Source organism: Nocardia sp. NBC_01377, from assembly GCF_045040005.1.
Lineage (GTDB): Bacteria > Actinomycetota > Actinomycetes > Mycobacteriales > Mycobacteriaceae > Nocardia > Nocardia noduli.
Map to the genome: position 1 here is coordinate 7,292,245 of NZ_CP109566.1, position 20,109 is coordinate 7,312,353.

The window sequence follows — 20,109 nt, forward strand, 5'->3', positions numbered from 1 at the left end:
CCGAAACGGCACTCGCGGCGTCGCACCACGGCGGCGTGTTGGGCCGATCGGGCACGGTGACCTGCTGCATACTCACCGAACGCGCGACGCGGGTGGCCGGTGAAGCTCCAACTCGATCCGAAAGTGCCGATACGACATGCGAGTCGACGGGCGGGACATCCCGGTCACGGGCAGCCTGCTACAACCGCTGATCCGGCGGACCACTGACATCGTCCGTGTCGTCATCGCGGCGCTGTGGCTGGCCGTCGTCATCGCCGCGTCCGTCATCACCCGGCCGGAATGGCTGGCACTGGAGCGCTCGGTCTCCGATATCGTCGGCTTCCTCACCCCCGACCAGTCCAACCTCGTCTACCTGGTCTACGGCGTCCTGATCCTGATCCTGCCCTTCGCGATCCTGATCGAACTCGTCATCGGCAGGCAGTGGAAACTCCTCGCCGGATACGCGGCGGCCGGATTGACCGCGGGTCTGCTGCTCTCCATCACCGGAACCGGTCTGTCCGCGCCGAAATGGCATCTCCAGGTGCCGGACCGCCTCGACACCTTCCTCTCCCAATTCCTCGATGATCCGCGCTGGATCGCGATGCTCGCGGCCGTGCTCACCGTCTCCAGCCCCTGGCTGCCGACCAAACCGCGGCGCTGGCTGTGGTTCCTGCTGCTCGCGTTCGCGCCGATGCACCTGGTGGTCAGCACCGTGGTTCCCGCGCGCGCGATGCTCGGGCTCTCGGTCGGCTGGCTGGTCGGCGCGCTCATCGTCTGGGTGGTCGGCACGCCCGCGCTGGAGGTTCCGCTCGACGCGGCCGTGCGGGTGCTGGCCCGGCGCGGGCACACGGTGAACGGTTTCACCGTGGTGCGCCCGGCGGGCCCGGGCCCGTTGACGCTGGCCGCCGCCGTGACGGGGCCCGAGCGGGAACTGATGATCGAGTTGTACGGCAAGAACCAGCGCAGCTGGAGCGCGCTGCGCATGCTGTGGCGCTGGCTGACGTTCCGCAGCAGCGAGACCGCGGCGCTGCACGGATCGATGCACCGGGCGGTCGAACACCGCGCCCTGATGACCATCGCCGCCGACGACCTGGGCCTGTCGAGTCAGACCGCCGTCGGCGTCGCCGCGCTCGACCGAGGCTGGATGCTGTACGCGCACACGACCCCGCGCGGCACGACCATCGCCGAACTGCCCGAATCGGTGCTGCCAGGGGTGTGGACGTCGTTGGATCTGCTGCACAAGGGCCAGATCTCACACGGCGATCTGCGTCCGGCCGAGGTCAGGATCGATGACGGCGCCACGCTGTTCAGCGGATTCGGCAGTGCCGAATTCGGCGCCTCCGACACCCAGATGCAGTCCGATATCGCGCAACTGCTGGTCTCGACGACCGCGATCTACGGTAAGGAACCGGCCGTGCGGGCCGCGATCGAGGCGCTCGGCGAACAGACCATCCTGCTGGCCTCGCGTCGGCTGACCAAGAACGCCATGCCGTCGGGTATCCGCAAATCGGTCTCCGGCGGCGGCTCGGTGGTCGCCAAGGCCCGCGAGGAGGTCCGCAAGCAGACCGGGCAGGACAAGATCGAGGCCGATCAGATCACCCGGTTCTCCCGTAACCAGATCATCCAGCTGGTGCTGTTGATCGGCCTGGTCTACGTCGCCTACCCGTTCATCAGCGCGGTGCCCACCTTCTTCACCCAGCTCAAGACCGCGAACTGGTGGTGGGCGCTGCTCGGGCTCGGCGTGTCCGCGCTGACCTATATCGGCGCGGCGGCGGCGCTGTGGGCGTGCGCCTCCGGACTGGTCAAATTCACGAATCTGGTGATCATGCAGATCGCCAACACTTTCGCCGCGACCACCACACCGGCCAGGGTGGGCGGTCTCGCGCTGAGCGTGCGTTTCCTACAGAAGGGCGGCCTCGGGGCGGTGCGGGCGACGGCCGCGGTGGCGTTGCAGCAGGCGGTGCAGATCATCACCCACCTGAGCCTGCTCGTGCTGTTCAGCGTCGTGGCGGGAACTTCGGCGAACCTGTCGCATTTCGTGCCGGACGTGATGGTGATCTACCTGGCGGCGGGTGTCGCGGTCGGCATCATCGGCACGTTCATGTTCGTGCCGAAACTGCGGCACTGGCTCAACAATTCGGTGCGGCCGCAATTGCAGGAGGTACTCGGCGAACTCGGTCACCTGGCCCGGGATCCCCAACGCTTCTTCATCATCGTGCTCGGCTGCGCCGCGATCACCCTCGGTCAGGCGGGTGCGCTGTGGGCCAGTATCGAAGCCTTCGGCGGCGGCACGAATTTCGTGACGGTCACTATCGTCACCATGATCGGCGGCACGCTGGCTTCGGCCGCGCCGACACCGGGCGGTGTCGGCGCGGTGGAGGCCGCCCTCATCGGCGGGCTGGCCGCCTTCGGGGTGCCCGCGACGATCGCGGTCCCCTCGGTCCTGCTCTACCGGGTGCTGACCTGCTGGCTCCCGGTGTTCTGCGGGTGGTTCACCATGCGGTGGATGACCTCGAAGAACATGATCTGAGCCGGATATACGAACGACCCCGGACCGCGACGCGTCCCGAACTCGGTCAGGCGGTGACGATGTCGGCGAGCCGGGCGGTGATCAACTCCTCGGCCTCCGACACCATGCGTTCGATGAGTTCGGCGCAGCTGGGGATGTCGTGGATCAGGCCCTGGGCCAAGCCCGCCGACCAGATTCCCGCGTCGAGATCGCCTTCCTCGAAGACGCGGCGGCCGCGCGCACCGGCGACGAGTTCGCGGACGTCCTCGAATTTCCCTCCGGCCTTCTCGATTTCGACGACCTTGCGGCTGATCTCGTTATCCGCGACGCGAGCGGTATTGCGCATGGTGCGGAAGATCAGCTGGGTGTCGAGTTCGCTGTTGGCGACGATCTGTTCCTTGACCTTCTGGTCGATGGCCGATTCGCGGGTGCACAGGAAACGGGTGCCCATATTGACCCCGTCCGCGCCGAGCGCGAGCGCCGCGACCAGCCCGCGGGCGTCGGCGATACCGCCCGAGGCGATCATCGGGATGTCGAGGACGCGCGCGGCGGCGGGGATGAGGATCAGGCCGGGGATATCGTCCTCACCCGGGTGACCCGCGCATTCGAATCCGTCGATGCTGACACCGTCGACGCCGACGTGCTGGGCCTTGAGCGCGTGCCGCACGCTGGTGCATTTGTGCAGCACCTTGATACCGGCGTCGTGGTAGTACGGCAGGTACGGCTCGGGGTTGGAACCGGCGGTCTCCACGATCTTCACGCCGCTGTCGATGATCGCCTGAACGTATTCGGCGTACGGCGGCGGATTGATCGACGGCAGGATGGTGATGTTGACGCCGAACGGTTTGTCGGTCAGCTCCCTGGTCCTGGCGATCTCGTTGCGCAGTTCGTCGGGGGTGGGCTGGGTGAGAGCGGTGATGAAGCCGAGTCCGCCCGCGTTCGCGACGGCCGCGACGAGTTCGGCCCGGCCGACCCACATCATGCCGCCCTGCACGATGGGGTGCTCCACCCCGAAGGTCTCGGTGAACCTGGTCCGCAGCATCGCGCTACTCCTCTATTCCGGGTGGGCGTCGTTCCCGCCCTGCCGGGTCGATCGTGACACGGGGTCGACCGGCAGACAACCCACAAGTGAGCCGGGATTCGCACACATGATCTCCCGGTGCAGGGTTCTCCTCCATGTATATCGGGTTCGGAGATATGTAAATCAGCAGATCGAAGCATATTTATCGAGCTCGATGGGATCGCGAGACGATTAACGATCATTCTTCTCTCGATCGCTTGCCGCTGCTGTAAGTTAGTTACTATTCTCGTCTCAGTTCAGCCCGTCGATGCCGTCGGTCCCACCGGCGTGGGTCACGGTCCCCTCCGCGACTGCTCGCAGTTCGCGACACCGCACAGCCAAGGAGTTCGCGGCATGACCACTGGTGCACAAGCACTCGACGAACCGATCCGTTCGCGGCGCAACCACTGGAACAACCAGCTCGCGGCGCACGCGCAGATGCGTCCCGAAGAGGTCGCCGTGCGGTTCCGCGGTGTGGACACCACCTGGAAACAGCTGCACGAGCGCTCGCTCGAATTCGCCGACGCCCTCGCCCGGCGCGGTGTCGGCTTCGGCGACCGGGTGCTGATCCTGGCGCTGAACTACCCGGAATACCTGGAAACCGTCTTCGGCATCAACGCGCTCGGCGCCATCGCGGTGCCGGTCAACTTCCGGCTCACCCCGCCCGAGGTGGCCTATATCGTCAGCGACAGCGGGGCGAAGGCGATCGTCACCGATACGGTGTTGGCGCCACTGGCCGCCGCCGTCGCGGCGCAGTCCCCCGCGTTGGAGACCCGCGTGGTCATCGGTGGCACATCCGGTGACGGTGTCGTCGGATTCGACGACGCGCTGGCCGAGGAGGGCGAGCCGCACACCCCGCTCGACATCCCCGAGGACACCCCGAGCCTGATCATGTACACCTCGGGCACCACGGGCAGCCCCAAGGGCGCGGTGCTCTCGTACGCGAATATGAACGCCCAGGCGCTCACCTGTATCCGCGCACTCGCCATCGAACCGGAATCGGTGGGGTTCTGCACCTCCCCGCTGTTCCACATCGCCGGACTCGGCAGTCTCGCACCGTATTTCATGCTCGGCGCGAAAACCGTCCTGCACCCGCTCGGCGCGTTCGACGCCACCGAATTCCTGGACGCGCTGGAAGCCGAGCAGGCGACGACGGCCTTCTGCGTGCCCGCGCAATGGCAGCTGATCTGCGCCGATCCGACCGTCAAGGATCGCAAACTGGCCCTGGAGGCGCTGAGCTGGGGCGCCGCGCCCGCCTCCGACACGGTGCTGCGTGCCATGGCCGAAGCCTTCCCGACCGCGTTCAATGTCGCGGTCTTCGGCCAGACCGAGATGTCGCCGATCACCTGTGTCCTCGAGGGCAAGGACGCGATCCGCAAACTCGGCTCGGTCGGCAAACCCATCCCGACCATCCAGGCCCGCATCGTCGACGACGAGATGAACGATGTCGCCCCCGGTGAGATCGGCGAGATCGTCTACCGCGGACCGACTCTCATGCAGGGCTATTGGAACAAGCCCGAAGCCACGGCGGAGGCGTTCGCGGGCGGCTGGTTCCATTCCGGCGACCTGGTGCGCCAGGACGAGGAAGGGTTCATCTACGTCGTCGACCGCAAGAAGGACATGATCATCTCCGGCGGCGAGAACATCTACTGCGCCGAGGTGGAGAACGTGCTCTTCGCCCACCCGCTGATCCGCGAGGCGGCCGTGGTCGGCCGGGCGCACGAGAAATGGGGCGAGGTGCCGGTCGCGGTGGTCGCGCTCGTCGATCCGGACGCCGAACTGACCATCGCCGACCTCGAACCGTTCCTCAACGAGAACCTGGCGCGCTACAAGCACCCCAAAGAACTCGTCGTGGTCGCCGAACTGCCCCGCAATGCCAGCGGCAAGGTCCTGAAAGTTCAGCTGCGCAAGGACTATTCGTCCTGACCACACGCCCGATTCCGTGACTGGGACACGGGATCGGGCACGCGGACGGCGCGGACGCGTCGGTATCACCGGAAGGTGGACCGAGGCGTCCGCGCCGTCGTGCTCAGCCGGTCGAGCGATCGGCCCCGGCCGTGGCGCCCCCGCGGACCAGATCCTCCAGGCCGGGCGCGACGAGAGCCTCCACCTGGCGATAGGCGTCGGGGGCCGCCAGCGGCGGGTCCGAATCGGCGATCATCCCGAGTAGCCCGACGATGCCCCAGGACAGGAAGTTGACCGGCGCGGACAGGGCCTGCTCCTCGACATCGAAGGTGTCGGTCAAACGCTCGATGAGAATCTTGGCGACCATGCCGCGAGTGGCGCGCAGCAGAACCGCGTTGGCCTTGCGGCCGAGCAGGGCCCGGTACACCTCGGGGTTCTCGGCGGCCAGCTGGAACAGCGTGTAGACGGGAGCGAGCGGAGCCGAAAGCGGTGGCGCGAAAGGGTCATCCGGGTCGGGGCGCGCCGCCATGATGGTCGCGCGCAGATATTCGGTACTGCTGACCAGCAGCAGATCGTCCTTGTCGCGGAAATGTGTGTAGAAGGTGGAGCGGCCGACATCGGCGCGGTCCAGGATGTCGCTGACCGAGATCCGCTCGTAGCCGCGCTCGATCATGAGCTCGATCAGGGCCTGGTGCAGAGCGTTTCTGGTCCGCCGGACACGGCGGTCGTTACCTTTGTTCATCGCGCTGATTCCGAGTACATGAGTCCTCCGGACAAAGCACGCGAAACCGTCCCGAACGGCACGGTTCCCGCCACTTTGCTCCTGGTCGAGCCGCTGATACACCCCCGATCATGAACACATGACCGGAAACAGACAACAGTTCGACAGCGTGACTTCGCGGACAGCGAACGAAATCGGCCGCCTCGCCGCCGCGCGCGCCCACGACCACGCCGAGGATCCGGTGGCCGCCATCGACATACGCCGGTACCGAGAAGATCTGCGGGACACGGGTTTTCGCACGGCCGAGTTCACCACGGTCGGCTCGTCCACCGCGATGTTGCTGGCCACCAAGTAGACCGAAATTCGGTCGACCGGCACAGGTCCGCCCTTCTACGCTGACCGGATCAGCAGGAGGGGGTCGTCAACATGTCGACATTACGAGTCACCGTCGAAGAATTGGTCGTCCATCCGCATCCGAACGCGGATCGACTCGAGTTGGCGCAGGTCGGTCTGTACCGCGCCGTCGTCGCCAAGGGAGCGTTCGTCTCCGGCGACCACGCGCTCTACATTCCCGAACAAGCGGTGCTACCCGATCCGCTGATCGAGGAGATCGGGTTGAGCGGGAAGCTGGCGGGCGCGCAACGCAACCGGGTGAAGACCGTGCGCCTGCGCGGGGAGGTCTCGCAGGGCATCGTCTGCGTACCGGCGGCCCTGGGCGAGGTCGACCTCGCGTCGGCCGCGCTGGCCGGGACCGAATTCGCCGAGACACTCGGCATCACCAAATGGGTCCCGACGGTGCCGGTCTCGATGTCGGGGCAGGTCGAGGCCGCGCCGGATCTACTGCGGTGGATCGATGTCGAGAACATCAAGCGGTACCCGGATATCTTCGAGGCGGGCGAACCCGTCGTCGCGACCGAGAAGATCCACGGCACCGCGTGCCTGTTCACCTACGTGCGTGACGGCGAGCGGACCTACGTGTCGTCCAAGGGTATCGGCGGGCAGTCGTTGGCGCTGACACCGGCCGAGGGCAACCTGTACTGGCGCGCGGTCCACCGCTACGGACTCGTCGAGGCGGCGCGCGCGATCGCCGACGAGTTCAGCCTGGCACGGGTCGGATTCTTCGGTGAGGTGTACGGCGCGGGCGTTCAGGACCTGCACTACGGCGCGGCCGCCGACCGCGACGAGACCCTGGGCTACGCGCTGTTCGACGTGGCGGTCGATCCCGAGCCGGAACCGGTGCGCTGGCTCGGTCACGCCGAAATCGGCACGGTCTGGACCGATCTCGGTCTGTCGGTGCCACGGGTGCCGGTGCTGTACGAAGGCCCCTACGACGCCGCGCGGCTCATGGAACTGGCGGAGGGCAGGGAGACGGTCTCCGGATCGGAAACCGGTATCCGCGAGGGGCTGGTGGTACGCCCGGCGACCGAACGACGCTCGGACGTCCTCGGCGGTCGTGCCATCGGCAAGATCGTCTCCGACGGCTACCTGCTGCGCGACGGGGGCACCGAATACGAGTGAACCGCCCGCGCCGCCGCGAAAGGGGCAGGCGGACAGCCTGAAACGCATTCCTCTTCCACCCCGCGATTACGGCATAATCGCGGGGGTACCGCTCCCGGGCTTCTCGGCCCGAGCGAGGCGGAGAGGGAGGACACGATGGGGTCCGGTCTGCCGGATGGGCGCGATGGTGGCAACGGTCGAGAGCAGGGTCGGCACACGACTCTGCTATCGGCCGCCGTCGCCGCCGTGGCCGACCTACTCGGGGTCGCTCCCGAGGCGGTCGCCACCGGTATGCCGTTCAGCGACCTCGGGCTGAGTTCCACCCAGCTCGCCCGGCTGACGGCCGCGCTGGAGGACGCCATGGGTGTCGAGGTGTCGCTGACCGCCCTCTACGACCACCCAGACATCGAGCAGCTTGTCGAGCATCTCGCGACGCCATGACGGCCGCCGACACTCCCCTCCCGCCGCCGCACCCTCCGGTCTCCATCGTCGGGATGGGATGCCGAGTGCCCGGCGCGGACGGTCTCGACGAGTTCTGGGAACTGTTGCGCACCGGACGCGACGCCACCGGCGAACCGCCCGGGGGCCGATCGGTCACCCGGCACGCCGGCTATCTCAGCGATATCGACCGGTTCGACAACGACTGGTTCGCGATATCGGCCAGGGAAGCCGCGGTGATGGATCCGCAGCAGCGGCTGGCGCTGGAAGTCGCGATCGAGGCGATCGACGACGCGGGCATCGGCTATCGCACGCGCGGTCGCGGTGCCGCGGTGGTGTTCGGCGCCTGCGGATTCGACCACGGCGTCACGGTGCTCGGCTCCGCCGGACACGACGCGCCGTACGCGGTCACCGGCTCGGCGCTCAGCATCATCGCCAACCGGCTGTCCTACGTGCTCGACCTGCGCGGACCGAGCCTGGTGGTGGACAGCGCCTGTTCGTCCTCGCTGGCCGCGGTGGATATCGCGCTGCGACTGCTCGCCGACGAGTCGGTGCCGTTCGCGATCGTCGGCGGGGTCAATCTGACATTGCTGCCCTACACCTCGGACTACCTCGCCGAGAGCGGATTCCTGGCCGAGGACGGCCGGTGCAAACCGTTCGACGCGGCGGCCGACGGCTACACCCGCAGCGACGGCTGCGGGGTGATCGTGCTGCGGCGCACCGCCGACGCGCGGCGCGCGGGCGATCGGATCTACGCCGAGATCGCCGGTGCCGCCGTCGGTTCCGACGGTCGCTCCAACGGTCTGTACGCACCCAACGGCCGGGCACAGCAGGACACCATCCGCACCGCGTGGTCGCGGGCCGGACTCGATCCGCGCTCCGCGGGCTACATCGAATGCCACGGCACCGGCACCGCGCTCGGCGACGCGGTGGAGGTCGGAGCGCTCGCCGCGGTCCTCGCCACCGACGAGCCCGACCCGGCACCGATCCGCATCGGCTCGCTGAAATCGAATCTCGGCCACCTGGAGGCCGCCGCCGGGGTGACCGGCCTGATCAAGACCGCGCTGTCCATCCACCACGCGACGATCGCGCCGACCGTCCACTTCACCAACGAGAACGCGCTGTTGAAACTGGGCGAACGCGGGCTGGAGGTGCCGACCGAACCGGTCGACTGGAGTGCGACGCCACGCGCCGAACGTCACGCCGGCGTGAGTTCGTTCGGATTCGGCGGAACGAACGCGCACGTGGTCCTGCGCGGGGTCGCGCAGACTCCCGGCCGCCGGGACAGCGGCGGGCCGTTGGTCATTCCGGTGACCGGACGGGATATCGCCGAAATTCGTTCGCGGGCGGAGGATCTGATCGCTCGTCTCGAGGTGGGTCAGGACGGATCGACCGTCGACGGTGCCGACGTCATCAAGGCTGCTGCCGCCGCATTGACCGCTACCAACGCCTCCAACGTCGCCGCAAAATCCATCGGCACCACCAGGACTACCCGCGCCGCCGCTACCGCTGCCACCGACACGAACGCCGCGAACAGCATCGCCGCTTCCTCCGCTGCGGCGGGTGCCCACGTCGGTGCCGTTGCCTCCGCTGGTGCCGGTCCATCCGCCGGTGCCAGTGGAACGGGTGGTGCCGATAGCGCGCGAGGTACGAACAGCGCCGCCTACGCGGGCGGTGACAGCGACGAAGGCAGTCGCACCGCCGATGGCAGTGCCGGTCGCAGTGGCGGTGCCGGTCCCCCAGACAGCTCGAGTCGCGCAGACAGCACCGATGGCACAGACCGTTCCAGCGGAACAGGCCGCACGGATGGTACCCATAGAGCAGGCGGCTCGGGCAGAGGCAGCGCCGGTCGCACAGTCGGCTCCGACGACGCGGGCCGTTCCAGCGAAGCTGGCGGTACCGGGGGAACAGGCAGCATCGGTGGGGGCGGGGGCGGTTCCGATGGTGGCCCCGACGCCGTCACCGGCACGTGGTCGACCCTGCACCGGGTCGCCGTGTCCGCGGCGCGGGCACTGCCGGAGACCACCCGGGCTGTGGTCACGGCACACGATATCGACCAGGCGCGTGAGCGGCTGCGCGCCTTGGCGGCAGGCGATTCGAGTCCAGGCGTCATCGGGCCGAGTTCGGCGCGGCGGCGCGGTGGTGTGCTGTTCCTGTTCTCCGGTCAGGGTGGGCAGCATCCGAGGATGGGTAGGTCGCTGGCGGCGCGCTGGCCGGTTTTCGCGCGGGCGGTGACGGCGGCGACGGATGCGGTTGTGGCGGCGGGCGGGCCTCGGGTGTGGACCCCGCGGCACGGATTCGCGCTCGGTGACGAGGCGACGGAATTCGTTCAGCCCACGCTCTTCGCCTACCAGGTCGCGTTGGCGGAACTGTTCGCCTCCTGGGGTGTCCGGCCGGACGGGGTGGTCGGGCACAGTCTCGGTGAGATCGCCGGTGCGGTCAGCGGTGGCGCGTTATCGCTGACGGACGGCGCGTATCTCGCGGTGCGACGCAGCAGGGCCCTCGGTGCGCTCGACGGTCAGGGCGCGATGGCCCTGCTCGAAGCCGCGCCGGAGGAGGCTGCGCAGTTGGTGGAACCCGTGCGGGCGTCGGTGGGTATCGCCGCGATCAACGGTCCACGTTCGGTGGTGATCTCCGGGGTGCCGCGCTACGTCGACACCGTGGTGCGCCGGGCCAAACGTCGCGATATTTTCGCCCAGCGCATCGCCGTCGATTTCGCCGCGCACAGTCCCCAGGTCGCGCCGGTACTGGCCGAATTCGTCGAGGCGCTCGCCGGACTCGCGTCGCGCGCACCGCACACCAGGCTCTATTCGACCGCGCGGCGCGGCACGGTGGTCGACTCAGCGACGCTGACCGCCGACTACTGGGCCGACAATGTCAGCGGGACAGTTGAACTCGGCTCGGCACTGGAACGGGCGGCGGCCGACGGGTTCACGAGCGTGGTGGAGATCTCGCCCCATCCGGTCCTGGTCTCATCGGTGCGCGAATACCGGGCGTTCCGCGATTCGGCCTATCCGGGAGCTACGCGCGAGGACGAGGCCGAGGCCTTCCTCGAGACCATCGCCCGGCTGCATACCGAGGGACGCGCGGTGAACTGGTCGGCACTCGGTCCCTTCACCGGCCCGGAGTATCGACGTCGTTGGCAGCGAAGGCGATTCGCACCGATAGCTCGGATCGATCGGCCCGCGGCGATACCCGAATTCGTCCCGGACGCGCTGGACGATCACGTGGTGCTCGGTGTCGCGACGGTCCCCGCGGTGTACTGGCTGCGCAGGCTGTCGCACCTGGCCGGACCCGAATCCGCCACCATGTTGGCGGATTTCGTCGTCGACGAGTTGACCGAGCTGAGCGCGCTACCCCGGATCGCCTACCACGCGGACGATTCGACGGACACACTGCGCGTCTCGGCCGACGGCGCGGTCCCGGTGGCGTCCGCACGGCCGGATGGGCATCCCTCGCCCGCGGATATCGTCGCGTGGATGCGTCTGGCCGACGCCAATCGCGCGGTGCGTCACCAGATGCACGGCCTGGAAGCGGGCTACTTCTATGCCCAATTGCGCGGCAGAGCACTGGAATACGGTCCGAGATTCCGCCCGTTGCGCCGCATCGCGACCGGTAGCGGCCGGGCCCTCGGCACCTTCGAGGACGCCGAACCGCACAGCACCGCCACCCTGGACGGTTGCCTGCACCTGTTGGCCGCCGCCTGCTACGACGACCTGCCCGACGAGGCGGTCCCCCTGCCGATCGGCATCGAATCGGCCTGGGTCTCCGCCGAATCCGATCGGGTTGTGGTCGAGGGACACGCGCTGATCAGGGAGTTTTCCGAGAGCGGTCTGGTCGGCGATATCGTCGCCACCGATCAGCACGGAGCACCGGTACTGGCGCTGTGCGGGGTGCGTATCCGGTTCGCCGATCACCTGTCCCGCGTGCCCGCCGCCGAACAGTCCGCACACGGTCCCGCTGTCGCCTTCCGCCAGGAGACCTGGCATCCGCTGCATCCCGAGGCGATCGGACGCCCGGACGCCGACGCGCGACCACGTCACGCGCGGCGCGCCCTGGTCGTGGGCGAATCCGCGCTCGCGACCCGGCTGGCACGCACGCTGGAGACGATCGTGCCGACCGAACGCGCGGCCCGCGAACCCGACGCCGCCGCGGCGGTGGTCGCCTCGGCGCTGCTGCGTCGCGCGAGCGCCGAACGCACGGCGGTGGTGCTCGTATGGCCGGACGAGCCCGGAACACAGCGGGATTCGATCGCCGCCGTCGGACGGGTACTTGGTCTGCTCCAGCACCTGCAATCCCACGACGCCACCGCGTCACTGACGGTGATACTTCCGCTCGGCTGCTCCCCGTCCGCGCACGCGACGGCCGGGCTGATCCGATCGCTGCAACTCGAATCCGGGCGCACGATCCGGCTGGTGTGGACCGACCACGATCCCGAGAACACGGCGGTGCTGGCCGGACTCGTCACCGCCGAACCGGAAGCCGGACTGCCCGAGGAGATCCGGCTGACCGGTGGTGACGCCGCCATCCGGCGCTTCACCGTCGCGACCGCAGACACCGCGCCGCCCACGATCGACCCGCACGGGACCTACGTGGTGACCGGCGGTCTCGGCGCGCTCGGTGCGATGGCGGTGCGCTGGCTGCTCGACGCGGGCGCGCACGACGTGGTGGTGTTGACCAGATCACCCCGGCCGGTGCCCACGGTGCTGGACGGTTTCGAGGAGCGGATCGTCGTGGTCCGCTGCGACGCGACCGACCGCAGCGATCTGTCCAACGCCCTGAGCGATATCCGGGAATGCGGTTCGACCATCCGCGGTGTCGTGCACGCCGCGGGCGCCCTCGAAGACGCGGTTTTCGACCATATCGGCGCGGACCAGCTGGCACGGATGGCAGCGCCGAAAATCGGCGCCGCCGCCGATCTCCTCGAGCTGACCGCGGGTGATCCGATCGATTTCGTCCTGCTGTTCTCCTCGGCGACCGGTGCGCTCGGCGCGCCGGGTCAGGCCGCCTACGCGGCGGCCAACGCGGGTATGGACGCGCTGGCCGCGTCGGTGCCGCAGCGTCGGGTCATCAGCATCGGCTGGGGTACGTGGGCATCGGGGCTGGCCGAGGCGGCCGGCGGCGCGATCCATCTGCGTCGCGCCGGGATCGCGGCACTCGATCCGGCGCGCGGCGCGGAAATGCTCGGTCGCGCGCTGCGGCACACCGGGCCCTATCTGCTCGCCGTCGACTACGCGCCGACCTCCGACCGGGCTCCGGTGGCGAACCGGCTGCGCACACTGCTGGCGCCGGGACGTGACCTGCGGAATTCCCCGGCGCGCACCCACACCGTCGACCCGGCGCCGACCCCGCCCGGCGCCGCCACACCGGAACCGCTGATCGCGACCATCCGCCGGATCGTGGCCGCCACCGTCGGCATTCCGGCCGAATCAATCCCGCCGACAGCCGATTTCAACGATCTCGGCCTCAGTTCGCTGCTCGCGATCGAATTACGCAGGGCCCTGGAGACCCGGCTGAGCATCGCCATCTCGACCGCGGAACTGTTCCGGCACCCGACCGTCGCCGCACTCGGCGCGGCCCTGTCCGACCGGGTCGCCGCAGCCGATTCCGACGAGGCGTCATGACGACGGCCGACACTCTCGCCACCCGCGTCGCGCGATGGGCGCGAACCCGGCCGGACGACCCCGCGTTCACCGAATTGCGCTATCGCGGAACCGAGTGCGCGCCGGTCACCGTGTCGTACGCCCGGTTACACGGCGCGGCAGCCCTCTCGGCACAGCTGCTGCGCCGCGAGAGCGCGCCCGGCGATCGGGTGGCGATCCTGTGCGGTCACGGGCTCGACTACGTAGTGGCCTTCCTGGCCTGCCTCTACAGCGGACGGATCGCGGTTCCGCTGTTCCCGGTGACGGGCAGTCGCAATACCGCCCGCCTGGACGACGTACTCGCCGATGCGAAACCCACCGTCGGCCTGGTCTCCGCGACCGACACCGTGACCTGCCCCGCCCTCGGTGCGGCCGCCGGACGGCTGGTGCGCGTACCGTCCGCTATCGCGACATCCACCGAACTGTCCGACCCGACGATCGACCCGCCCGCCGACATCGCCTACCTGCAATACACCTCCGGTTCGACGAAAACTCCTGCGGGCGTTCGGATCACGCACGCCAATCTGTCCGCCGCCATGGACCAGTTGCGCGACGCCGTGCCCGCCACCCGCCACAAACCGATCGTCTCCTGGCTGCCCTTCTTCCACGATATGGGTCTGGTGCTGGCACTGGCGCTGCCGCTGTATTCGGGGGTGCACGGTGTCACGCTGGCCCCGCTCGATTTCGTCAAACGGCCGATCCGCTGGCTGCGCGCCTGCCACGAGTACCGCGCGGGTACCACGGGCAGCCCCAATTTCGGCCTGTCCCTGGCGATATCGGGCACCTCCGAGCGCGAACGCGCCGGACTCGATCTGTCCGAGCTGGATGTTCTCGTCAACGGGGCCGAACCGGTACGTGCCGAAGTACTTTCGGAGTTCACCCGGACCTTCGCCGAGTACGGATTCCGGCACCGCGCCCACGCCCCCGGCTACGGGTTGGCCGAGGCCACCCTGTCGGTGTCCATCGTCGACCAGAACCGCGAACCCGTGGCACCGCGTTTCGACCGGGCCGCGCTGGCCGAGGGCCGAGCCGAACCGCAGGCGGGGGACGCGCCGCCGGAATCGGGACTCACATTGGTCGGCTGCGGCGCTCCCGTGGGACAGCGGGTGGCGATCGTCGAGCCGCTGTCGCGGGTCGAGCGGGACGACGGCGAGATCGGCGAGATCTGGGTGTCGGGGGCGAACGTCGGCGCGGGCTACCACGGGAAACCCGAGGCGACCGCCGACGTTTTCGGGGCCACGCTCGTCGGCGGTACCGAGCGCTCGTTGCGTACCGGCGATCTCGGATTCCGCCACGACGGCCAGCTCTATATCGTGGGCAGGCTCAAGGATCTGATCGTCGTCGACGGGCGCAACCACTACCCGTCCGATATCGAGGCGACGGCCGGTGCCGCCGCCCCGGAGGTGCGTACCGGTCATATCACCGCCTTCGGCCACGATGACGGCGACCGGGAGGACCTCGTGATCGTCGCCGAATTGAACACCGCCGAGCTGCCGCCGTCGACGGATCCCGTGGCCGTCGCGCGCCGCATCCGTACCACGGTCGCCGCCGTGCACGAGGTGATGGCGGGCACGGTGCTGCTCGTCGAGCCGGGCCGGATACCGAAGACCTCCAGCGGCAAGATCCGTCGCGGTGACTGTCGCGCGCTGTTCGGTGCCGGGCGGCTGCCGAGTCTGGCCGTCGTCGGCAGGCAGCCGCCGCGCTGACGCGCCGCCGCCGGATTTCCCCGGGATGGGTCGGCACGGGGGCGATGATGAGATATGACCACCGAAATCATCGACGTGAAGTGGAAGAGCAAGCCCGAGGAACACGACTATCCCGCCGCGGCCGACTATCTCGAACTGCTCGGCGAACCGGATGTGGTGCGGACCGTCGTCGACCGACTGCGCGAGGCACCCGTCATTCGCAAGAAGGCCAAGGACATTCTGCGGGCCGCCGGACTCGAACTGCTCTCGGCGGACAACCCCCATGTCCGACGCGATCTCATCAAGATCAACAATGGCACCGCGCTGTCCCCGATCCTGGTCGTGCGCGGTGATTTCCGACGCGGTGTCGCGATGGTGATCGCCGACGGCTACCACCGCGTGTGCGCGATCCACTGGGCCGACGAGAACATCGCCATTCCGCTCAAGATCGCCTCGATGCCGTGACCTTCTCCACCCTCGCCCTCGTCATCGCACTCGGGCTGATCGGCCCGCTGTTCGCGGTGCGCACCGCGTGGCACGTACCGGTGATCCTGGGCGAGTTGGCTGCCGGAATCACCTTCGGCGCAACCGGATTCGGCGTTCTCGACAGTTCGGATCCGATCTTCTCGTTTCTGGCCGACATGGGTTTCGCGGTCGTGATGTTCGTGGCGGGCACCCACGTGCCGGTACGTGATCCACGGGTCCGATCGGCCATCGGCATCGGCGCGGTGCGGGCCGCGATCGTCGGATTGCTCTCCGCCGCCGCGGGTTTCGGGATCGCCGAACTCTCCGACACCGGAAACGGGGCGATCTACGCGGTACTGCTCGCCTCGTCCTCGGCAGCGCTGGTCCTGCCGATCATCGACGCCGCGCGCGCGACGGGATCGGCGGTCCTGGCACTGACCGCGCAGGTGGCGATCGCCGATACCGCGTGCGTCGTCGCGCTGCCGCTGGTGATCGACCCCGGTAACGCGGGGCGGGCCGCCGTCGGGGCTGTCGCGGTGGCGGCCTGCGCGTTCGTGATGTTCCTGGTCCTGCGCCGACTGGAGGCGGCGGGTACGCGGCGGCGGGTGCACCGCCTGTCGGAGGACAGGGGGTTCGCGATCGAGCTGCGGGTCAGCCTGGTGCTGCTGTTCGCGCTGTGCGCGGTGGCGACGCAGACGCACGTCTCGATCATGCTGGCCGGTTTCGCGGTCGGACTCGCGGTGGCGGGCGTCGGCGAGCCCCGCCGGGTCGCACGGCAACTCTTCGCGATCAACGACGGTTTCCTCGCGCCCATGTTCTTCGTCTGGCTCGGCGCGCGGCTGAATCTGCGCGAATTCGCGGAACGGCCGTCGCTCATCGGGCTCGGGATCGTCTTGGGCGCGGGAGCTGTCGCGGTACACCTGGTGAATCGATTCACCGGACAACCGGCCCGGTTCGCGGCCTTGTCGGCGGCACAGATCGGGGTGCCGGTCGCGGCGGTGACCGTCGGCGGACAGTTGCACGTGTTGGTGCCGGGGGAATCCTCGGCCATCATGCTCGGTGCGCTGGTGACCGTGGGAGTCGCGGCGATCGCGGCGAGCCGTATCGCCTCTCGCACGGGCGATACAGCCGAAACCTAGTCCTGCGGAGGATCGTCGCGGCCGAGGAGACGGTCGGTTTCGCGACGTTCGCGCTTCGTAGGTCTGCCGCTGCCGCGATCACGACGCGGCATGGTCGCGAGAACCTCTCGCGGAGGTGGTGGCGGACTGCGGTCGATCAGGCATTGCGCGGCGATCGGCGCGCTGACGCGTTTGGTGACGACTCGCTCCACGATCACGATGCGCTCGACACCACCCGCGCGGATCCGGACCTCGTCACCGAGGCGTACCGGCTGGGCGGGTTTCGCCGTGGCACCGTTGACGCGAACGTGACCACCCCGACATGCCTCGGCCGCAGCGGATCTCGTCTTGAACAGGCGCACCGACCAGGTCCACGAATCGACGCGGGCCTGGGACGGGGCAGCCTGCTCGGCGGGGGGCAACCCCTTATACGACGCGGCGGGCGGTAACTACATCGTCGGCGTCGAGGTGGGTGTAGGACACCGGGGTACCCGACTGGACGGCATTGAGCAGCTTGCCGTCGCCCGCGTAGATGCCGACGTGGCCGCCGCCGTTGGTGATCACGATGTCACCGGGCCGCAAGTTCTGGAAAGCGACGGGAGCGCCGACATGCGACTGCTCGAAGCTGGTGCGCGGCAGTTCGACACCGGCCTGACGGAACGCCCACTGCACGAGACCGGAGCAGTCGAAGCTGACCGGGCCCGCGGCGCCCCAGGAGTACTGGGCGCCCACCTTCGACCGAGCGGCGTCGAGCGCCTTCGCGGCCGGGGAGTGATCTTCCATGAGGTTCGGGAACTGGAGTCCGCCCTGCGGAACCGCGGGCAGTGTGCCGAAGGCGCCCTGCGGGATCGCGGGCTGCTGGGAGAGAGCCTGCGACAGCTGCTGGTTGAGCTGCTGGACCGAGCTCTCGAACTCCTGCGGGACGGGAACGTCGAAATCTCCCAGGCCGGGGACGTTGATGGTGGCTGCCATCGCGGGAATAGCGGGCATCGCACCTGTCGCGGCCACTGCGCCTAGCACGAGCGCACCCTTGACGGAATTCGGCATCCGAGATTCCCGCTGCAAACTGTGTTTACCCACCGACCTGAGTCTCCGATCTTTCCTACTTTCCCGCCGACCGGGTCGACTGCGGGTTCGTGCCGAGCGGATCGGCCCTACCGCGCTGGTCCGAGGACCGTTGCGGATTCACCCCAGTGACTAACCTGTGGTTCCCGGCACGGCAACCGGAGTTGCGAGGCCCCGACAGCCGATTAGGCGGTAACCCAGTGGCGCCGTTTCTCTTGCGAAGCGACAGACTCCACTAAGTCACGAGAAGATTACGACGCGGACGCGATGTTGTCCAGCGCACAGACCAGGGTTTTCGGGGGTTGGCGAGAAATCACCGGACACGCTGCGACTCCCGTGCAGCTCAGGCCAGGTCACGATTCGATATCGACTGCGAGCCAGGGCTATCGGGATGTGAGATCAACGGTCCCGTTCGGCCAGCGCACGCTCGAGTTCGGCGATTCTGCGGCGCGCGTCGGCGAGGCCGACCTCCAGTTCGCCGAGCGCTACCACCAGCGGTCCGACCGCGAGATCGGCGACCAACTGTGGATCGTCGAACCCCTGCTCGATCGCGACGAGAATATTCGACCGGATCCGGCCCGCCTCCTCCGCGTCCGGCGGCACCGGCCACGAGGCGACGACCTCGGCGAGCACGTGACCATCCTCGGACATGACGCCCCTTTCGTCCCAGCCGCCGACCCTGCCTCCGAACGCGATAAGCGTAGAGAGTTCCCCCGCAATGACAAAGCGCGAAATACCGCTTTCTATGGAACGCCCTAGACTGCCCCAGATTCATCGAGATTTCGGCGACCCGAAACGCTACGGTGTCGGGGTATGGACCCCGTGCGGAATCCGTATGCTCCCGGAGCCGGACAGCGCCCGCCCGAACTCGCCGGGCGCGACAAACAGCTCACCGCCTTCGACATCGTGCTCGAACGCGTCGCCCGAGGCAGGCCCGAACGCAGCGTCATGCTCACCGGATTGCGCGGCGTCGGAAAGACGGTGCTGCTCAACCAACTTCGTTCGGCCGCCGTCTCACGCAACTGGGGCACGGGAAAGATCGAAGCCCGTCCGGATCAGGAATTGCGCAGGCCGCTGTCCTCCGCGCTGCACATGGCCGCGCGCGCGATCGCGATGACGCACCGCAACCCCGAACGCGTCGACGATTTCCTCGGCATCCTCAAGGCATTCGCGCTACGTGCCACCGCAGACAAGGGCATGCGGGAACGCTGGCAGCCCGGTATCGACGTACCCGCCGTCTCCGGTCGCGCCGATTCCGGCGATATCGAGATCGACCTGGTCGAACTGCTCAAGGAGGCCGCCGGGCTCGCGGGCGACGTCGGGGTCGGCATCGCGATATTCATCGACGAGATGCAGGATCTCGGCCCCGCCGACATCTCCGCGATCTGCGGCGCGTGCCACGAACTGAGCCAGGACGCCGCGCCGCTGATCGTCGTCGGCGCGGGTCTGCCGCATCTGCCCGCCGTACTGTCCGCGTCGAAGAGTTATTCCGAGCGCCTCTTCAGCTACCACCGTATCGATCGACTCGACAGGCAATCGGCGAATCAGGCGCTCATCGCCCCCGCCCAGCGCGAAGAGGTGAAATTCACCGAGGGCGCACTCGATGTGCTCTACGAAAAGGCCGACGGATACCCATATTTCGTACAGGCGTACGGAAAAGCGGCCTGGGATCAGGCACCGGAGAGTCCCATCACCGCCGAGGATGTCGAATTGGCCTCGCCCTCCGCGGAAGAGGAATTGGCGGTCGGCTTCTTCGGATCCCGCTACGAACGGGCGACTCCGGCGGAACGGGAGTACATGCGCGCGATGGCCGATCTGTCCGGCGACGAGGGACCGGTGGCGACCGCCGCCGTGGCGACCGAACTCGGCCGCAAACCGGCGTCGCTGTCGCCCGCGCGCGACGGCCTGATCAAGAAGGGGCTCATCTATTCGGCCGAGCGGGGAACCATCGGTTTCACCGTGCCGCATTTCGGTCGCTACCTGCGCAGCGTGTGAGATCCGGCGGAGGATCGCCGAATATTCTCC

The 20,109-nt window shown here is 68.3% G+C and carries 15 protein-coding genes and 1 riboswitch; of the genes, 10 read left to right on the plus strand and 5 right to left on the minus strand.

What is annotated here, in order from left to right; translation table 11 throughout:
* Window positions 1–136: 136 nt before the first annotated feature.
* Window positions 137–2,509, plus strand: a complete 2,373-nt coding sequence (locus tag OG225_RS33650) for a flippase-like domain-containing protein (protein ID WP_405178842.1) — start codon at window positions 137–139, stop codon at window positions 2,507–2,509.
* A gap of 46 nt (window positions 2,510–2,555) precedes the next feature.
* Here OG225_RS33650 and OG225_RS33655 read toward each other — a convergent pair whose 3' ends face one another.
* A complete protein-coding gene (locus tag OG225_RS33655; RefSeq protein WP_405178843.1) occupies window positions 2,556–3,530 on the minus strand; it encodes an NAD(P)H-dependent flavin oxidoreductase in 975 nt (324 codons plus the stop codon).
* Window positions 3,531–3,902: 372 nt separating this feature from the next.
* Here OG225_RS33655 and fadD5 point away from each other — a divergent pair, with 372 nt between their 5' ends.
* Window positions 3,903–5,474 carry a fatty-acid--CoA ligase FadD5 gene (gene fadD5 / locus OG225_RS33660; RefSeq protein ID WP_405178844.1) on the plus strand — a complete coding sequence of 524 codons (1,572 nt, stop codon included), beginning with the start codon at window positions 3,903–3,905 and terminating at the stop codon, window positions 5,472–5,474.
* Between the two features lie 103 nt (window positions 5,475–5,577).
* On the opposite strand, the gene OG225_RS33665 is transcribed toward fadD5, so the two are convergent.
* Window positions 5,578–6,195: a TetR/AcrR family transcriptional regulator gene (locus OG225_RS33665; RefSeq protein WP_405178845.1), complete on the minus strand. Its 618-nt coding sequence runs from the start codon at window positions 6,193–6,195 to the stop codon at window positions 5,578–5,580.
* A 118-nt stretch (window positions 6,196–6,313) separates the two neighbouring features.
* Here OG225_RS33665 and OG225_RS33670 point away from each other — a divergent pair, with 118 nt between their 5' ends.
* The 7 genes from OG225_RS33670 (at window position 6,314) to OG225_RS33700 (ending at window position 17,040) form a co-directional block, all read left to right on the plus strand.
* Window positions 6,314–6,529 carry a hypothetical protein gene (locus tag OG225_RS33670; protein WP_405178846.1) on the plus strand — a complete coding sequence of 72 codons (216 nt, stop codon included), beginning with the start codon at window positions 6,314–6,316 and terminating at the stop codon, window positions 6,527–6,529.
* A 71-nt stretch (window positions 6,530–6,600) separates the two neighbouring features.
* On the plus strand, window positions 6,601–7,692 hold the full coding sequence (locus OG225_RS33675; protein ID WP_405178847.1) for an RNA ligase (ATP): 1,092 nt from the start codon (window positions 6,601–6,603) through the stop codon (window positions 7,690–7,692).
* Window positions 7,693–7,827: 135 nt separating this feature from the next.
* Window positions 7,828–8,112: an acyl carrier protein gene (locus OG225_RS33680; RefSeq protein WP_405178848.1), complete on the plus strand. Its 285-nt coding sequence runs from the start codon at window positions 7,828–7,830 to the stop codon at window positions 8,110–8,112.
* Window positions 8,109–13,733 carry an SDR family NAD(P)-dependent oxidoreductase gene (locus OG225_RS33685; RefSeq protein ID WP_405178849.1) on the plus strand — a complete coding sequence of 1,875 codons (5,625 nt, stop codon included), beginning with the start codon at window positions 8,109–8,111 and terminating at the stop codon, window positions 13,731–13,733. Before OG225_RS33680 ends, OG225_RS33685 begins: the two co-directional genes overlap by 4 nt.
* A complete protein-coding gene (locus OG225_RS33690; RefSeq protein ID WP_405178850.1) occupies window positions 13,730–15,457 on the plus strand; it encodes a fatty acyl-AMP ligase in 1,728 nt (575 codons plus the stop codon). Before OG225_RS33685 ends, OG225_RS33690 begins: the two co-directional genes overlap by 4 nt.
* A gap of 66 nt (window positions 15,458–15,523) precedes the next feature.
* On the plus strand, window positions 15,524–15,901 hold the full coding sequence (locus OG225_RS33695; protein WP_405183458.1) for a hypothetical protein: 378 nt from the start codon (window positions 15,524–15,526) through the stop codon (window positions 15,899–15,901).
* Entirely contained in the window at window positions 15,898–17,040 is a 1,143-nt protein-coding gene (locus OG225_RS33700; RefSeq protein WP_405178851.1) for a cation:proton antiporter, read from the plus strand. Before OG225_RS33695 ends, OG225_RS33700 begins: the two co-directional genes overlap by 4 nt.
* On the opposite strand, the gene OG225_RS33705 is transcribed toward OG225_RS33700, so the two are convergent.
* The 3 genes from OG225_RS33705 to OG225_RS33715 all read right to left on the minus strand — a co-directional run bounded on the left by OG225_RS33705 (window position 17,037) and on the right by OG225_RS33715 (window position 18,735).
* The gene (locus tag OG225_RS33705) at window positions 17,037–17,441 is read right to left on the minus strand and encodes an RNA-binding S4 domain-containing protein (protein WP_216914966.1); all 405 of its coding nucleotides are present in this window, start codon (window positions 17,439–17,441) and stop codon (window positions 17,037–17,039) included. The two genes, OG225_RS33700 and OG225_RS33705, sit on opposite strands and share 4 nt — an antisense overlap.
* Window positions 17,442–17,445: 4 nt before the next feature.
* Window positions 17,446–18,066, minus strand: coding sequence for a C40 family peptidase (locus OG225_RS33710; protein WP_405178852.1), 621 nt, complete (start codon window positions 18,064–18,066; stop codon window positions 17,446–17,448).
* A gap of 49 nt (window positions 18,067–18,115) precedes the next feature.
* Window positions 18,116–18,286: riboswitch (cyclic di-AMP (ydaO/yuaA leader) on the minus strand.
* A 197-nt stretch (window positions 18,287–18,483) separates the two neighbouring features.
* A complete protein-coding gene (locus OG225_RS33715; protein WP_109523001.1) occupies window positions 18,484–18,735 on the minus strand; it encodes a hypothetical protein in 252 nt (83 codons plus the stop codon).
* Between the two features lie 162 nt (window positions 18,736–18,897).
* Between OG225_RS33715 and OG225_RS33720 the strand changes: the two genes are divergently transcribed.
* Window positions 18,898–20,079, plus strand: coding sequence for an AAA family ATPase (locus OG225_RS33720; RefSeq protein WP_405178853.1), 1,182 nt, complete (start codon window positions 18,898–18,900; stop codon window positions 20,077–20,079).
* Window positions 20,080–20,109: the final 30 nt, after the last annotated feature.

Bases quoted from the DNA above. Each gene is read 5' to 3' on its own strand.
- OG225_RS33650 (WP_405178842.1), top strand. From the start codon at position 137: ATGCGAGTCGACGGGCGGGACATCCCGGTCACGGGCAGCCTGCTACAA.
- OG225_RS33655 (WP_405178843.1), bottom strand. From the start codon at position 3,530: ATGCTGCGGACCAGGTTCACCGAGACCTTCGGGGTGGAGCACCCCATC.
- fadD5 (WP_405178844.1), top strand. From the start codon at position 3,903: ATGACCACTGGTGCACAAGCACTCGACGAACCGATCCGTTCGCGGCGC.
- OG225_RS33665 (WP_405178845.1), bottom strand. From the start codon at position 6,195: ATGAACAAAGGTAACGACCGCCGTGTCCGGCGGACCAGAAACGCTCTG.
- OG225_RS33670 (WP_405178846.1), top strand. From the start codon at position 6,314: ATGACCGGAAACAGACAACAGTTCGACAGCGTGACTTCGCGGACAGCG.
- OG225_RS33675 (WP_405178847.1), top strand. From the start codon at position 6,601: ATGTCGACATTACGAGTCACCGTCGAAGAATTGGTCGTCCATCCGCAT.
- OG225_RS33680 (WP_405178848.1), top strand. From the start codon at position 7,828: ATGGGGTCCGGTCTGCCGGATGGGCGCGATGGTGGCAACGGTCGAGAG.
- OG225_RS33685 (WP_405178849.1), top strand. From the start codon at position 8,109: ATGACGGCCGCCGACACTCCCCTCCCGCCGCCGCACCCTCCGGTCTCC.
- OG225_RS33690 (WP_405178850.1), top strand. From the start codon at position 13,730: ATGACGACGGCCGACACTCTCGCCACCCGCGTCGCGCGATGGGCGCGA.
- OG225_RS33710 (WP_405178852.1), bottom strand. From the start codon at position 18,066: ATGCCGAATTCCGTCAAGGGTGCGCTCGTGCTAGGCGCAGTGGCCGCG.
- OG225_RS33715 (WP_109523001.1), bottom strand. From the start codon at position 18,735: ATGTCCGAGGATGGTCACGTGCTCGCCGAGGTCGTCGCCTCGTGGCCG.
- OG225_RS33720 (WP_405178853.1), top strand. From the start codon at position 18,898: ATGGACCCCGTGCGGAATCCGTATGCTCCCGGAGCCGGACAGCGCCCG.